The organism is Catenovulum agarivorans YM01 (assembly GCF_000281085.1).
In the GTDB taxonomy this organism is placed as follows: domain Bacteria; phylum Pseudomonadota; class Gammaproteobacteria; order Enterobacterales; family Alteromonadaceae; genus Catenovulum; species Catenovulum agarivorans.
Genome location: NZ_JH767522.1, coordinates 150,517 through 165,392 on the forward strand (window position 1 = coordinate 150,517; position 14,876 = coordinate 165,392).

Annotated in this window: 16 protein-coding genes and 1 pseudogene; 6 read left to right on the plus strand and 11 right to left on the minus strand. The window is 38.0% G+C overall.

From position 1 onward, the window contains the following. The first annotated feature begins 1 nt into the window (after position 1). The 5 genes from rapZ to WSC_RS0103410 all read left to right on the plus strand — a co-directional run bounded on the left by rapZ (position 2) and on the right by WSC_RS0103410 (position 3,391). Positions 2 to 865 (plus strand): RNase adapter RapZ, encoded by an 864-nt coding sequence (gene rapZ, locus WSC_RS0103390; protein ID WP_016954495.1) that lies wholly within the window; start codon positions 2 to 4, stop codon positions 863 to 865. A gap of 74 nt (positions 866 to 939) precedes the next feature. Next, positions 940 to 1,212, plus strand: a complete 273-nt coding sequence (locus tag WSC_RS0103395; protein ID WP_016954496.1) for an HPr family phosphocarrier protein — start codon at positions 940 to 942, stop codon at positions 1,210 to 1,212. A 128-nt stretch (positions 1,213 to 1,340) separates the two neighbouring features. After that, positions 1,341 to 2,699, plus strand: a complete 1,359-nt coding sequence (gene mgtE, locus WSC_RS0103400; protein WP_016954497.1) for a magnesium transporter — start codon at positions 1,341 to 1,343, stop codon at positions 2,697 to 2,699. A gap of 121 nt (positions 2,700 to 2,820) precedes the next feature. Then, positions 2,821 to 3,078, plus strand: coding sequence for a hypothetical protein (locus WSC_RS0103405; protein ID WP_016954498.1), 258 nt, complete (start codon positions 2,821 to 2,823; stop codon positions 3,076 to 3,078). Further along, complete coding sequence (locus WSC_RS0103410; RefSeq protein WP_016954499.1) at positions 3,071 to 3,391, plus strand: hypothetical protein; 321 nt, start codon at positions 3,071 to 3,073, stop codon at positions 3,389 to 3,391. The genes WSC_RS0103405 and WSC_RS0103410 overlap by 8 nt, the downstream gene beginning before the upstream one ends. A 217-nt stretch (positions 3,392 to 3,608) precedes the next feature. On the opposite strand, the pseudogene WSC_RS25565 reads toward WSC_RS0103410, so the two are convergent. The 11 genes and pseudogenes from WSC_RS25565 to WSC_RS0103460 all read right to left on the minus strand — a co-directional run. Beyond that, positions 3,609 to 3,707, minus strand: a pseudogene (locus WSC_RS25565) (IS982 family transposase); the annotation flags it as partial. An 89-nt stretch (positions 3,708 to 3,796) separates the two neighbouring features. Further along, positions 3,797 to 4,207: a DUF6933 domain-containing protein gene (locus tag WSC_RS21730; protein ID WP_016954500.1), complete on the minus strand. Its 411-nt coding sequence runs from the start codon at positions 4,205 to 4,207 to the stop codon at positions 3,797 to 3,799. A gap of 182 nt (positions 4,208 to 4,389) precedes the next feature. After that, the gene (locus WSC_RS0103420; protein WP_016954501.1) at positions 4,390 to 4,698 is read right to left on the minus strand and encodes a helix-turn-helix domain-containing protein; all 309 of its coding nucleotides are present in this window, start codon (positions 4,696 to 4,698) and stop codon (positions 4,390 to 4,392) included. Positions 4,699 to 5,046: 348 nt separating this feature from the next. Beyond that, a complete protein-coding gene (locus tag WSC_RS0103425) occupies positions 5,047 to 6,378 on the minus strand; it encodes a type II toxin-antitoxin system HipA family toxin (protein WP_016954502.1) in 1,332 nt (443 codons plus the stop codon). After that, positions 6,378 to 6,647 (minus strand): helix-turn-helix domain-containing protein, encoded by a 270-nt coding sequence (locus WSC_RS0103430; protein WP_016954503.1) that lies wholly within the window; start codon positions 6,645 to 6,647, stop codon positions 6,378 to 6,380. Before WSC_RS0103430 ends, WSC_RS0103425 begins: the two co-directional genes overlap by 1 nt. 107 nt (positions 6,648 to 6,754) lie before the next feature. After that, a complete protein-coding gene (locus WSC_RS0103435) occupies positions 6,755 to 8,068 on the minus strand; it encodes an ATP-binding protein (protein WP_016954504.1) in 1,314 nt (437 codons plus the stop codon). A 188-nt stretch (positions 8,069 to 8,256) separates the two neighbouring features. Next, positions 8,257 to 9,132 carry a DNA adenine methylase gene (locus tag WSC_RS0103440; protein ID WP_016954505.1) on the minus strand — a complete coding sequence of 292 codons (876 nt, stop codon included), beginning with the start codon at positions 9,130 to 9,132 and terminating at the stop codon, positions 8,257 to 8,259. Positions 9,133 to 9,228: 96 nt separating this feature from the next. Continuing rightward, positions 9,229 to 11,820 carry a hypothetical protein gene (locus tag WSC_RS23885; protein ID WP_016954506.1) on the minus strand — a complete coding sequence of 864 codons (2,592 nt, stop codon included), beginning with the start codon at positions 11,818 to 11,820 and terminating at the stop codon, positions 9,229 to 9,231. Positions 11,821 to 11,841: 21 nt separating this feature from the next. Next, a complete protein-coding gene (locus tag WSC_RS0103450) occupies positions 11,842 to 12,402 on the minus strand; it encodes a hypothetical protein (RefSeq protein WP_016954507.1) in 561 nt (186 codons plus the stop codon). A gap of 19 nt (positions 12,403 to 12,421) precedes the next feature. Next, entirely contained in the window at positions 12,422 to 13,063 is a 642-nt protein-coding gene (locus WSC_RS0103455) for an HIT family protein (protein WP_016954508.1), read from the minus strand. 253 nt (positions 13,064 to 13,316) lie between these two features. Beyond that, positions 13,317 to 14,186, minus strand: coding sequence for a YicC/YloC family endoribonuclease (locus WSC_RS0103460; RefSeq protein WP_016954509.1), 870 nt, complete (start codon positions 14,184 to 14,186; stop codon positions 13,317 to 13,319). A gap of 181 nt (positions 14,187 to 14,367) precedes the next feature. On the opposite strand from WSC_RS0103460, the gene WSC_RS0103465 reads away from it, so the two are divergent. Next, entirely contained in the window at positions 14,368 to 14,856 is a 489-nt protein-coding gene (locus WSC_RS0103465) for an FKBP-type peptidyl-prolyl cis-trans isomerase (RefSeq protein ID WP_016954510.1), read from the plus strand. Positions 14,857 to 14,876 lie beyond the last annotated feature (20 nt).

Consider the following 14,876-nt stretch of genomic DNA (forward strand, 5'->3'; position numbering starts at 1 on the left):
TATGTTACAACTTGTCATATTGTCAGGTCGTTCGGGTTCAGGTAAATCGACCGCACTTGATCAACTTGAAGATGCAGGTTTTTATTGTGTAGACAATATTCCAATTCAGTTATTGCCGTTTTTACCCGATGCATTAAAAGGCAAATATAGCCGTATCGCGCTGAATTTAGACATACGTAACATATCTGATTGGCAACAAGATTTAAGTAATATCATTACCCAACTGAAAGGCGTCGCCGATGTTGTTGTGGTTTATATGGATTCAAGCAATCAAACCTTATTAAAACGCTATTCTGAAACGCGCCGCGTCCACCCACTTTCGTTAATGCAAGCTGGATTAAGTTTAGAAGAAGCAATAGTTGAAGAAGGTGAATTACTGCGGCCAATTCGTGAAATGAGCGACTTGTTTATCGATACCAGCGAGCTGAGCATTCACGATTTAAATAAAATTATCACCAATAAAGTATTAAACAAAAAAGCAGGCCATTTAAGGTTAGTCTTTCAATCGTTTGGTTTTAAATTTGGTATACCAACAGATGCTGACTACGTTTTTGATGCACGTTTTTTACCCAATCCACATTGGGATGAAAGTTTACGACCACTGACAGGTTTAGATAAACCAGTACAAGACTTTTTAAAACAACACGAAGAAGTGCAAGCTTTTATCGACAAAATCTGTAGCTGTATTGAAGACTGGTTGCCTATGTTAGAACAAAACAACCGTAGTTATGTCACTGTCGCGATCGGCTGTACCGGTGGTAAACATAGGTCAGTTTACGTAACCGAAGCGATAGGTTGGTATTTTGCTTCACGTCACTCAGACGTCGCCATAGTTCATCGTGAACAAAATAAACACGATAGATAACAACCACCAAATTGCAAGTTAACCGCCATATTATCTGCAGTTCTGTAGGCCCCGCCCTGTTAGAGGTTTTATAAGTGCAACTCAGCAAAACATTACTGATAAAAAACAAATTGGGTTTACATGCCCGTGCGGCAACCCAATTAGTTAAGGTTTCACAAGCTTATCCATGCGAAATCACCATTGAATGTGACGGCAAATCTGCGAACGCAAATAGCGTTATGGCGTTATTAATGCTCGCGGGTGCTACAGGCACAGAAGTAACTGTTAGTTGTAATGGTGAACAAGCTGAACAAGCACTACAAGCGGTGGAAGATTTAATCAACGCACGCTTTCATGAAGGTGAGTAAGTCTTTGTATTTTAAAGTGGCTTGCATCTAATACTTTAGTTAAACTATTGATAATCATCAGCGCCCCAAATTTCGTTATTAATTAGTCTTTGATTGGGGAATAAACTGCCAAGGAGCATTGCAGTTATATGCCTGAAGCATACGAGCAATCATTATCCAGCCAAACCTTGCATGAATTAACCGCGTCGTTAAACCGCGGTATGTTCGTGCACGTGCGTAATGCGCTGCATAATATGCCCGCGTGTGATGTAGCATTTATTTTAGAATCGTCGCCAGTAAAATCGCGTATGGCGTTTTGGCAACTTATCGACTCTGAATTTCACGGCGAAATACTTGAAGAGCTGAGTGAAGATGTAAGAAACAGCATCTTACGCCAAATGATGCCAGAAGCAGTTGCCGAAGCAACTGAAGGTATGGATACAGATGACCTTGCCGATGTTTTACGTAGCTTACCTGAGCAACTTTACCAAGATGTTTTAAGTTCACTTGACGCGCAAGACAGGCACAGAGCAGAAGCTGCGTTAGCCTACGAAGAAGATACTGCTGGCTCAGTAATGAATACTGATACAGTAACTATCCGTCCAGATGTAACGGTAGAAGTGGTGTTACGTTATTTACGCCGCCGTGCTGATTTACCAGAAAACACTGACAGCCTGTATGTAGTAGACAAAGATGACTGTTTAATTGGTGACATCAGTTTGTCGTCATTGGTTACGTCTCAACCTGAAACCGTAATTGAACAGTTGATGAATACTGATTTAGTGCCGATTCCTGCAACTATGCCAGAAAGTGAAGCGGCACAAATGTTTGAACGACATAACTGGATATCGGCGCCAGTTGTTAACGAACAAAATCACTTGTTAGGCCGTATTACCATTGATGATATGGTTGATATTATTCGTGAAGACGCAGAACACTCAATGATGAGTATGGCGGGTTTAGATGACGAAGAAGACACCTTCGCGCCTGTTGTACAAAGTACGCAAAAACGCTCTATTTGGTTGGGGGTTAATTTATTAACCGCTTTGTTAGCAGCAACGGTTTCTAACTTTTTCGAAGATGTATTAAGCCAACTAGCCGTATTAGCTATTTTAAACACCATAGTGCCAAGTATGGGTGGTGTAGCAGGTAATCAGACCCTAACTTTAGTTATTCGCGCTATGGCCTTGGGGCACATTTCTGAATCAAATACCCGCAGCTTATTACTAAAAGAACTGACAATTGGTTTTTTAAACGGTTTAATTTGGGCGGTACTGATTGCCACTGTGGTCGGCATTTGGAAACAAGATTTTACCCTAGCTTGGATTATCGCCTTTGCTATGTTGATGAATATGATAGCCGCCGGTATTTCAGGTGTAACCATTCCACTTATATTAAAGAAATTTAATATTGATCCAGCATTAGCAGGCAGTGTTATTTTAACCACTGTCACAGACATTGTTGGTATCTTCGCTTTCTTAGGCACCGCCAGCTGGTTGTTAGTTTAAACATATCGTCCCCGACATCCAACCTCAAAATAGTACAAAAGTGCACATCCGCCTGCACTTGCCTCACATGTAAACACCTTTGCTCTGCTCTATTTTATTGATCAGCTCATTGCAAAATGTGATGGCACAAAATACTTCACAACTAAAAGCAGACTTCAAACAAGCCTATGAAAACTTCCAAAATGCTCAGAAAAATAATGATATCGAGCAAGTCAAATTAACAGCTCAAAAAAGTTACGAACTAGGCTGCCAAGCCTATGAAAGATCGAGTGAGACATGCCAAACCGTCACACTAAATTTTGCCAAAATAATGGAAAAACTAGAAAACGTTGAAGCGTCCGAAAAAAATCTACCGCGATGCCATAGAAAAAATGGGTGATGTATACGGGAGTGACAGCATTGAAGTTGGTGAACTTGCGTTATTCGCTATGACTAACATTTATCCAGGCTCAGATAATGATGCAATTGATTTTATCGAAGGATTTTTGAGTGATCGAATAGAAGATGCCGCGAATGAACTAGAAGATACTGACCCTAGAGCCGCTGGAGACTTTTGGCTTAGAGCGATTCAAATATACTTCAGGCACGGCTATAGAAAAAAGGAAATTTTAAAAGCGTATAAACTATTAAACAAACACAAGGATGAAGAAAACATTAAAGCAATGGAATCACTTAACGACTCTGAACTTTAAAGGCTTGAAACCGCGATTTCATTTTCTTTGGCTAAATAAGGACTATTTGATTATTTAACCCCAGTTCGGGATAAAAAATCAAAAATGTCAGGAACTAAAAGCCTGTTCCACGATCCGATCTTTCGACCAAAAAACACCAGAAAGATTAGGAACAGGCATGAATAAATTAGTTGAACTCTTCTGTGATGTCGATGAGTGAAGTTATGACGATTCTTATCCTTTTTTCACATGTCTCAATTAGGTGGGCTAACCATTGTGGCTCGAATAGCACACAAAAATCATCGACATCTACATAAATTGCGTCTAAGTTAATCATGTCCTTGGTTATCAAAATTTTTCTTGGTCGAAAAGATCTGATCACCACAAGGGTATTTAGTTCAATTTCTTATGCGCAGATCAGGTTAATTAATGAACCACTCTGTTGTTAGATATAGAGTTATCACTTAATAATTTCAACATAGCATCAACAGGCCAAATACAGTCTTTTTGTCCTTTCACATTGCAAGGCTTTCCAGCTAACCAAGCTGCTGTTTTATAAGGTGAGCATTCAGTAATTTTTGCATTGTCGTACCAAAGCATATGCTCAATATCACCTTTCATCTGATTTAGTGTTCCTTGTACACTACGATCACTCGATTTATGAATAGACACAGGTGCAAGTAGATCTTGTGCGCTTTGCATCTGCTCTTCATTTGCGCCGATCTTCAATAATGTATTCATAAAACAATCAGCAAAATGACAATCAAATGCGGCGAAATCAGGTTTGGTTAAACCAATAATAAACACTGGAAAACGGGTTTGATTATGTACCAGCAACAGGTAATTTAGCGATAAGTTTTTGAGTGTAATATAAGTGAATCATGTTAAACCGTAATCCTTAGTATTTCAGCGGCTTGCACCTTTAAGTACTGAGATTTTTCTAATATGTGTTTAGCCAAACTATCAAAGTATTGAATATCTTCAGGTATAAAGATGTTCGCTGTTTTTTGAAGCCACGGCTACACCCATTCACTTTCAGTAGTTATTGAATGAGCCGCGTCTGTTTGAGAACCAGAGTTAACTAACATGTTAGTGGTTAATTTAATGCCCAAACCATTTAATACAGAGAACATGGCTGCCAATGTGCAATTGGCGTTGCCATTTTCAAGACGGGATAATGTGTTAATGCCAATACCACACAAAGCAGCACAATCAGCCATTTTTATGCCTAGTTTTGTACGCTTAGCTTTGATTAGCTGCCCCAATACTTCCGCATTATTAATAAACTCCGTATTAGGTAGGTCAGAAACAGTAACCTTCTTTGCCATATTTGCTTACCTATAAAAATAAGATGCGTGAGTAATTAATCACCACATACAGTGATTATAGATACAATGAAGCATTACTCAATTAAATTCACCAATAACGGTGAATTAATTAGGTGGGTTGTGCATTTGTTATTTATTCACCGATAACGGTTAATTATAGTCGCTCAACTTAAAAGACTATATTTACCAATATCCTCTCTTGCACGTCGATTAAGCGCTGCGTAATAACATCATCATGCTCACTTTTTCATTCGGCTGTAGTACTCTTAATCTAAGTCTGGGGTCAGATCAATTTCGGCTCTAAAAGAATTTTTTGAATCTGTGTCACCAATAATGTCACAGCTTTGTTTAAGTATGCATGCTTAGCTTGTTTGCTTGAGCTCTCATTCCTGTAAAAATCATATCTGATAAGTTACGAGGAAAGTCTTCGGGAAGCTTGGCGACGACATTTTCAATAACAGTGTCAAGAACTGCAAGCACTGAATCAATAAGTCCAATTACTTCTGCTTCGGTAAATCCAACTTGTTTGCCTTGCTGAATAAAATGACGATATTGAATTTTCTGTAATTGATAGTAATTTTTGCTGCCACGAATAGCCATCGCCATTTTGACTTTCTGTTTAGCAATTTGATTTGCCTTATTACCAATAAGCGGGTGAATTGAAAGTACATCATATAATGGCGTGAGCTTGTATTTGTTGTTCGGTAAGTGAGTAATGCTAAAGTTTTTCGCGTGACCATCGGTTGCTGCAAGCAAGTAAAATACAATTTGCGCTTTAAAAAAGTATTGTTTATCTAAAGCAGCGTTTTCACTACTAGCAAGTAGCTTCATACAATCTTCGATACTCAGCCCACCATCACTTTGATATTTAAGTAATGGTGACAATCCTGTTGCTTGACAAAAATCTTCTTGAGGCAAGCGAATAAACCATGAACCATCACTTGATAATTTTCGATCAAAGCGCTCTACAATAAGTGCTTTTTTACCTGCAAAAAAACCAATATCACAATGGGCAATAGGAATACCAAATTCGGCGATTATCTTTGAGCATAACCATTCATTTTCAACAGAAGCTTCCATGTCAGCTTGCATGTTGCCAACCAACCCCATTGGCAGTTTAAATATATGGGTAGTAGGTGTTTCACCTAAAGGCTCACACCATTGGTTATTATGCCAAAGTAACGCGGTTTTTTCTTGAGCGCCAGCCAATGAAATTCTTAAGTGATCATCGTCGTTTAAACGACCCAAAGGATAGGTGTCAACCGTTTTATTCAGTATTTCAGTAACTTGCAGATCAGTTAACGCTTTATACTGAATTTGTTTAATGTTCTGAGGCTGATCACCTTCTGGTAATAATTGAATAGCGCCAACACAATCACGACCTAGCTCTACGAGTAAATCAAAGGCTTTAGTACTAGCAGTATTAAACCGCCTTGCCAATCGTTCACGTATATCCCTGCTATCAGGCAACAAATTATCAAAGTAAAATGAAACCACATCGCCTTTAATTGGTTGGTTTCCTGGAGTGAAAGGTAATGATAAAGACAAAGGGCGACCACGCGGATTTTCTAGCCATTCATCAGCGTATTGCAATTCGTCGACACCGGACTTTACTCGCCAAGTACCAACAAACTCTGCATTCATCCATATAGTTAGCGCTTTTACTTTACGTTTTGCCATCACCATTCATCCTGCAAGAGTTCGCTATTAGATAAATTATTCTCCAGTGGCTTATTTTTTTCTACAAATTGTAACTTTATGCCCAAAATCGAAAGCACTTTAAACAGGCGCTCTATTGTGGCTTTTTGTGGAGCGCTTTCTAGGGCTTGATAGCTTTGTTGACTAATACCAAGTTTTTCGGCTAGCGCTTTTTGCGAAAGCCCATTAGTTTTTCTAAAGCCAATAAGAATTGGTCTAATTTGTTCAAGGGTATTAATTGTGTAGTTCACGCTAACCACCAAAACAATGTATAGGCTGTTTTATTAAAAAACAGTATATAAGCTGTATTTTCAAATAACAACTTATAGGTTGTTATTTATATTTTTGTTCTTGCCGCCTACCACCTCAATGGCAAATACTGGGTAAAGTACAAAGGCATTACAATATTAGTTTGTTCTAGAGCCGATGAGCCTTGCGTACCTGTTAATTTAAATGTTTTGCTTGGTGCACACTTCTCAATGTAAGACGCTAACGATTTAGCTCGGGTACGCTTGCCACTTTTAACTTCTACAGGAACAATATTGCCTTCATCCGTTGCTAGAATGAATTCGATTTCGGCACGAGCATCATTCCAAGAATAGCTAGGATCAACTCCAATAGCAGTTAGCTCCTGCTGAACAAAATTTTCAGCAACATATCCCTTATACTCGTAGTTTTGCTGTTTAATTTCTTTATAACTACTGCCCAGCATATGGTTGAGCAAACCCACATCAAACAAAAACAGCTTAACCATATTCTCTTTTTTATAAGCCGCTAAAGGCGACTTGGGCAGCCCTTCAATTGGATAATTCGCCAAGGCTAAGCGGCAATTTTTTAACCAGTGAATTGCCGATTCAAAATCGCTGTAGCGAGACTTACGCTCATGCACATTTTTAAATTTAAAGCGCTTAACCGACTCATCTGCAACCAGCGACAATTGTGCGGGAATATTATTAAATACTGACTCAATTATAGTGGCATCAAGCTTACCTGAGTATTTGCCAAAATCGCGACGATAACCTTCAACTAAATCAGCATGAATTTTAGAAACCCTTTCAACACGCTGTAAAATGCTCGATTCTTTATACTGATACCAAGCAGCAACAGCCTCTGGCATACCTCCTGTAAAAAAGTAGTCCGTTAATTTATCCATCAATTTACTGTGTGCAGCCGCAGAATTCGCTTGGGCATCAAAAGCTTTGATCAACGCTTGCTCGTTTGATGCATAAATAAACTCTTGGAATGTTAATGGCCGTAAGTTGTATTGTTCAACTTTGCCAACTGGAAATGTATTTAATAAACCAATGTTCGAGCCACTAGCCGTAACAAAATAAGACGGTGCTTTTTCGGCAAAATATTTTAAAGAGGTAACGGCGCGCTTACATTCGCCAATCTCGTCTAAAATAAGCAAGTCGGTTTCCGGATTAAAGGCCTGATTAGTCATTAACTCAATATTCATTAGCAACTCATCAGGTGATAACGAAGCATCAAATGCTTCTTTATAAGCAGGATTTTCTAAAAAATCTATACGAACAACATTCGCAAAATTGCTGCCAAACAACTCTTTTAGCAGATAAGTTTTACCTGTTTGACGCGCCCCATCAATCAATAAAGGTTTACGCGAAGGTCGGTTTTTCCATTTCAGTAAGGCATTAAGTAAAGTGCGCTGCATGGTGTTGCCTGCATTTGAGACGATTAATTGAACAATATAATAGCTCAAATTACATTTTAATGCGCATAAAAGTGTTTAAACTTACATTTTTATGCGCATTAAAATGTAAAACTGTCGATATACTCAATTCACAGAGATTGTCAATATACAGTTCGTCACAACATGGCGAAATTACAAAGACACAACTCTCATTTACAATTTTTAAACTTCTTTAACTGATCAAAGGTAATATCAGGCTGGAAATCACAGCGCTTTAAATTTGGCTTATGAATTATAACTTCAGAGCCTTTTCTTTTAATTTGAGCTGTATATGTCAGGCCAAATGCCTTCGGGGAAAACTCAGAGTAAATATCGTTTATTTCAGGCGTGTCATCATAAGTGACAATCCATGGATGTGAGAGCTTTTTGACGCTTTCATATAATAGATAGTGGTCCTTGTGCTCAAAAAAATTTTGATACAATCCTTTCCCTTTTACATAATATGGAGGGTCTATATTTAAAAAACATTCTTGTGAAATTGTCGGGACAACATTATCGAGAAAATACACTGCGTCAAAATTAGTCAAGACAATATCGTCTTTTCTAGCTGCAATAGCATTGATCTTCTCGATCAAAGCAGCCTTATTAAATCGGCAATCCAGTTTATATTTCCCGTCCTGATGTTTTCCACCAATTACTCCGGCTTTAATTATCCCGGAGCGGTTTGTCCTGTTTAGAAATAGAGTTGAAAACCCCAGTTCTAATATTGAATCACTTTTGTTGTCTTGAATTGCTTTTTGACTGTGCCATTCCTCAATTGTAACTGGAGTATTAATAATCAACTCACACAATTCATCTGTATGGTGGAGAACCGAGTACCAAAAAGCATAAACAGAAGCATTTAGATCATTTATATAAACCCTATTTACATGCCCTCGTAGTAATAAATACCACGCTATCGCACACCCCCCAGCGAAAGGCTCAACATAACAAGCGCCCTCCAAATTATTTAATTTAATAGTTTCTAACACATAGGCTGTTAATTTTGATTTCCCACCAGGGTACCTTAAAGGTGAATAAAACATTATTTTTCCTATGTAATTATTAGAATTCAGCAGAAGACTATAATAGCACTAATACTCTTCAGCAGAATTATGAATCTTTATGTGATAGCCGCTTGGCTATTCTAAATCTAGCTGAAGTTGCTGAGGTGTTTCCGATATACTTATTTTAACTTTTAAATCAGCCCCATTTCGATCTATTTCAGCTTTAAATTCAAACGTTGACCGTTGGGAGTCTTTTGTTTCAATATTGAACCTAGAAATTTGAACTGGAATTGGAGTATTTCCACAAAACGGAATTGTTAAAGTAAATTGCTTTATCGATTTATTATTTGAAGTTCGAGTGTCACTGTGCAGTACAAAACTGGGTAATGGGAGCTCTTCAACTTTGCTAATCGTTGTATTCACTTCATTTATTAACGGTGCAGGAACTAGAGATTTGTTCTCCTTTTTGCTATGCGCTGTTGAAGCAGACAGTGCTGTTTTCCTCAACATTAATGATTCATTAAATCCACCTCTCTTTTCATTTTTCCTTTTTCGTTCTTCTTTAATATCTTCTTCAGTGATTTTTAATTGCTGTTGCAGAGAATTTATTACCTCTCTTAAATCCGCAAGTTCCTCCCGTATTTCGCTTATTGATTGAGCATTTAGGACTTCATAGCTTTCTTCAACAATTTTCCTTTTTAGCGCTTCTAAATACGCATCTTTTTCTAATTTAATTACCTCAACCTGCTCGCCACCAGATACAATTGATTTTGGTATTTCGTCTCGAACTAATTTATTGAACACCAGTTCTTCATCTTCTGTTGCATACAAGTCACTACATTCAACCGTTGCGCCATGCTTACTCAGCATATAAAACGCATGTGAGAGAATTCCTCCTGCAAGTTCGATAATTAAATTGTTTTTTTTGGCTAATTCAGCTAATTCGTGCGCAAATGTTTGGCTTCGAACAAGCTCTGGATCTGAGGGTTCGACCACAACCCTGGAGTTCCTCACGATAGTATTTTTGTTATTTTTAAATTTATCCCAATCTTCTTTTACACATATTTTATAAATTTGTTCATTCGCATTTTTCTTTTTCGGTGCTGCTTTGAATTCAAAATCTTGAGGCTCCCATTGCGTATGGTACCAAGGCATTACTTTATGCTGAGAGAGGGATTCTGGCATATCAATAAACCACATAATCACTACTGGTTTACCAACTACTCTTGCTATTTTTCTTGAATTCCACGCTATTTCAGCGACCCAATTAGAGTATTGTCGAGAGCTACTCCAATCAGATATGCTACTGCTCCAATCAGATTTTTGGTCCGTTTGATGTAATACCCAAGAACCATGTTTATCTGGTGCTATAAATTTATCTTTGAACCTCAACCTTTCATCAATTTTCAGTGAGGCGGGAACACTGCTATTTGGTGAAATTTCAATCACTTTAGTATCAACATCAAATACATCATGTGAGTACCAATAAAGTCCTTCTGGTATTCCCCAGAGAGATTCAATTCTAACTCTTCTACCATCTGGTTCAGCCAAAGACCAAGCCGAGGATATTGCGGGTACAAAATGATGGGCGATGAGACAAAGCCCTGCTTTTCCGATTTCTTGTTCGGTAATTTTTAATCTAAATTGATTTAGTAACCACGATTTAGCGTCAGAAAGATTGCGCAATTCGTCGCTTCTTGGCAGCATCGTTTTTTTATTTTCTGGAAGAGATGTACCATCTGTTCTAATTACAAGGGGATTACAGGTCAAAATTGTTAAGTCTTCTGACAACTCCTTTGTAAGTTCATTATTTAACAATTTACTTATTGTATTTTGATCATCGCATATAAAAAAATTAACCACTTGATAGCCAATCTCTTTGTAAATACGAGTGTTGTATAACTTAGAATATTGATTAAAATCACTTTCAGAAGCTATCTTAAATATTTTTAGATCTTCAACGTTAGGAGTTTGATATTCGTAGATCCGAATATCATTTGGGTTTATGCCTTGTTTTTTCACTCCGTCCAGATCGGCCTGAACAATATACAGTCTTTCGGCATCACACACCCACTCAAAATGCACCCGCATTTTATGAATATAATGAGCCCATTTTGCAACGTTTTCTAAAGCTTTTTCAAATTCCATTTTGCTGGCAAGTTGTAGCTCACTAGTAGTAGCTTCTGAACTATCTCTCCAACTTCTTAAATTAATGCTACCTGTAGATTTTTTTCCTGAATTACCAACCTCTGCTTCAGTCTCCCATACCCAGTCTCTGGCATCATGATACACTCTTCGTTCATTGGACAAATGCCCCTGCAAGCCGTTCTTGATGAATTCTTGGATAATCCAATAACCATCGAACTTGGGTAGAATTGTTTTAGATGTGTCAAAATCAGATAACTGTAAGGGAAAGGAGTCATGAGTACCACGGTCTAGAATATTTTCATCATTCTGATTTGATCGAATAATTATTTTTGTATTTAAACTGATTGATACACCTAATTTACCAAAAAAATTCTGAATATCTGTAGCTGATATCGAATCTATTGATTTCGAGTGCACTAGAAAAAAAGGTGGGTACCAAGCCTTCGGGAGAAACAATAACCCAAAAGCTTTCAAACCAACCTTATGTGGTGTGATTTCTGAGCCTTTTAGGGTGCTTAACAAACTATTTTCGAAAATATAAATTTCTGTGTCTGTATTGATAGCTCTCGAATCATTCATCCATGGAAACCTAAAAATTTTCTAAGCTTTTTGCTTTGCAAAAAGCGTTTCGGCTACTTCCTGCATTTTAGCTATAGCACTATCAGCGAAATACCCAGTTAAGAACCCAATAGCAAAATATCCTGATGGCTTGTCAGTATTGATCTCTAATCCAATAATTCCGGAATCAAATAAAGTCCCAAACGCGAGAGCAACGCCAGCGGAAAGAAGGGGTGAGAAAATTCGCCATAATTTACGATCTAGGTGCCAATGACCTCGAGCTACGACTTTATATAAATACTTCAATCCAAATATGGTACCACCAAACAATCCACCTATGAATATGAAGATATATTGGTCGATTTGAGTTGCGCAGGTTAGACAGTCGTAGGTTAGTACTCTGTATATGTCACCTCTCCAAGCTAAAACCATTAGGAGCAAAGATAAGAAAAATAATGCCCCCATCCAAATTGCTTCAGTTTTTATTTTTTTGCTTGATTCTTCACACCATTTGCTTTGCCATTCATATTTATTGCGATCATCGGTGTTTATGTGATCATTGATAGTTTTTTCTGTCGAGTCTCTTTGAGAATTATTACCCATTAGCATTATTCCAAATTAGCTAGATGTAATTAGCGCAAGTATTTTCTTTATCTGCTAACAAGGCCAGCGATTCGGAAGCATTGTCTAGGAATTGATCAATTCGGTAATTATATAAATGAGGAATGCCTAATCCCGCAGCGATAACTTTTCTAAAGAATTGTGAGGTTGGTTGCTCTAACTTCGAAACATAAACTAAAGAATCTTGATTGGGAACATCATTAGAGAATGACAAATATTCGCAAGTAAGTTTATGAAGTGAAGAGCTTTTACATTTCTCCCAATTTATCTCTGGATCAAAGGACTCTACCGCTCTTTTTAGATCGAATTTAAGAGGAACTATATGAATGTGAGCGTGATCGACGCCACACCCTGTAATTGAACCTTCAGAACTCGCGCCATGCTCAAAATATACACACTCACCGAAAACCTTTACTAATTTTAGGTGAACGGTTTTAACAAAAGCCCAAAAATCAGAATCCAAGTAATAACTGGACATGTTAGGTACATGCTCTTTTGGGAATATTACTGTCCATCCTTTAGTTAAGGCTCCTTGAGTAATAAATGCTGCAAATTTATCATCCTCGAACCAAGGTCTGTCAATAGCTCTAGTAGAAACACTAGAGCTATTCATATAACCGCAAAACTTACATTGCTTATTCATAATTTTCACCGAATAATAAATTTCCTCGGAACACGTTACTAATAGCGACACGGCTACATTCATACTTACTGTTTTCTATTTATAATTATAGCAGCCGTCTATTTACTGAGAATGAAGTACTGTATTCCTCTTTAGTAGGATAAAACAATTACAGTTAATTTTTCAAAAACCTAATTAAACTTACTTCTATTAATTTTTTATCACAATATTAGCGGAATCCAAACAACTGATTGAAAATTTTCAATTTAACAGTTTACTCAATGTTCTGAATTTGTTCACGCATCTGCTCAATCAACACCTTAACTTCAACAGCTGCATTGGTCACTTCTGTATTAATTGACTTCGATGCTAACGTATTCGCTTCGCGGTTAAATTCTTGCATCATAAAATCTAAGCGGCGGCCGCAGGCACCACCTTTTTTCAATATTTTGTCGCGGCTTTCTTTTATGTGCGAATCTAAACGGTCAAGCTCTTCGGCTACATCTACACGTTGCGCAAGCATAATCAATTCTTGTTCTACGCGGCTTTCGTCAACTTGCTCTTTTAATTCAGCTAAACGTGTGGTTAAACGCTCACGTTGCCAAGCTAATACTTGTGGCATTTGTTCGCGTACAATTGCAACCTGGCTTGCAATACCTTCTAGGCGTTGCTCGATAAGGGCTTTTAAGTTTTCACCTTCGCTGGCACGTGCGGCTAAAAAGTCTTTAATGGTTAAATCGAACTCAGCTAATAATTGAGCTTGTTGCTCGTCTAAGTCTTGTTCTTCAGCTTGCATCACCCCCGGCCAACGCATTAGGTCTACTGGGTTAATTACTGCATTATTCAGCTGGGCTTGAATTTTAAGGGCGTGGTTGCACAGTTGGTCAACTAGGTTTTGGTTTATGGTTAAGTTGCCCGTGCTTTTGTCTGTGTCGGTTATGCGTAAGTTAATTTCAACTTTACCACGCTGCATGGCTTTGCGAATTTTTTCGCGCAGCACTGGCTCTAATCCTCTAAATTGTTCTGGCAATCGAAAATAGGTTTCCAAGTATCTTTGGTTTACTGAGCGGATTTCCCATGCAAATGTGCCCCACTCTGTTTTTTGCTCGCGACGAGCAAAAGCCGTCATACTGTGAATTGCCATTGAGGTTAGATCTCCAAAAAAGATAAAAATTGAATAATAGCTAAGGCGTTTACTATAGCATATTCAATCTCTTCTACATGTAGTTGTTTTTGATCGCAAATCAACCTGCAGCGTAAAATTGTCATTCTTTACATACCTGCTATGATTCGCGGTAATTTTCAACTCTAATTCGAGATAACAAATGCAAGTTACTAAAGATACAGTGGTGCAATTTCACTACAGCTTAAGCGATGAAAGTGGCAAACAATTAGAATCAAACATGAATGCCGATCCTATTGCTTATTTGCATGGCCATAACAATATGATGAAAGGTGTTGAAGCAGCTTTAGAAGGTAAAGCGGTTGGTGAAGAGTTTTCAGTAACTCTACCGGCTAGCGAAACTTATGGTGAACGCAATGAGTCAGAACAAGCGATTCAACGTGTTCCAGCTAAACATTTAATGGGCGCTAAAGTTTGGAAACCTGGCATGGTTGCTGTGGTGAATACTGAGCAGGGTCAACGCCAAGTCACTGTGGTTAAAGCTGGTCGTTTTATGGTGACTGTTGATACTAATCACCCTCTAGCTGGCAAAACTTTAACTTTTGATTTAAAAGTAACAGATGTTCGTGCAGCTACCGCAGAAGAGTTAGCGCACGGTCATGCACACGGTGTTGGTGGACATCACCACTAATTGCTAATTTGCAAAGTTGG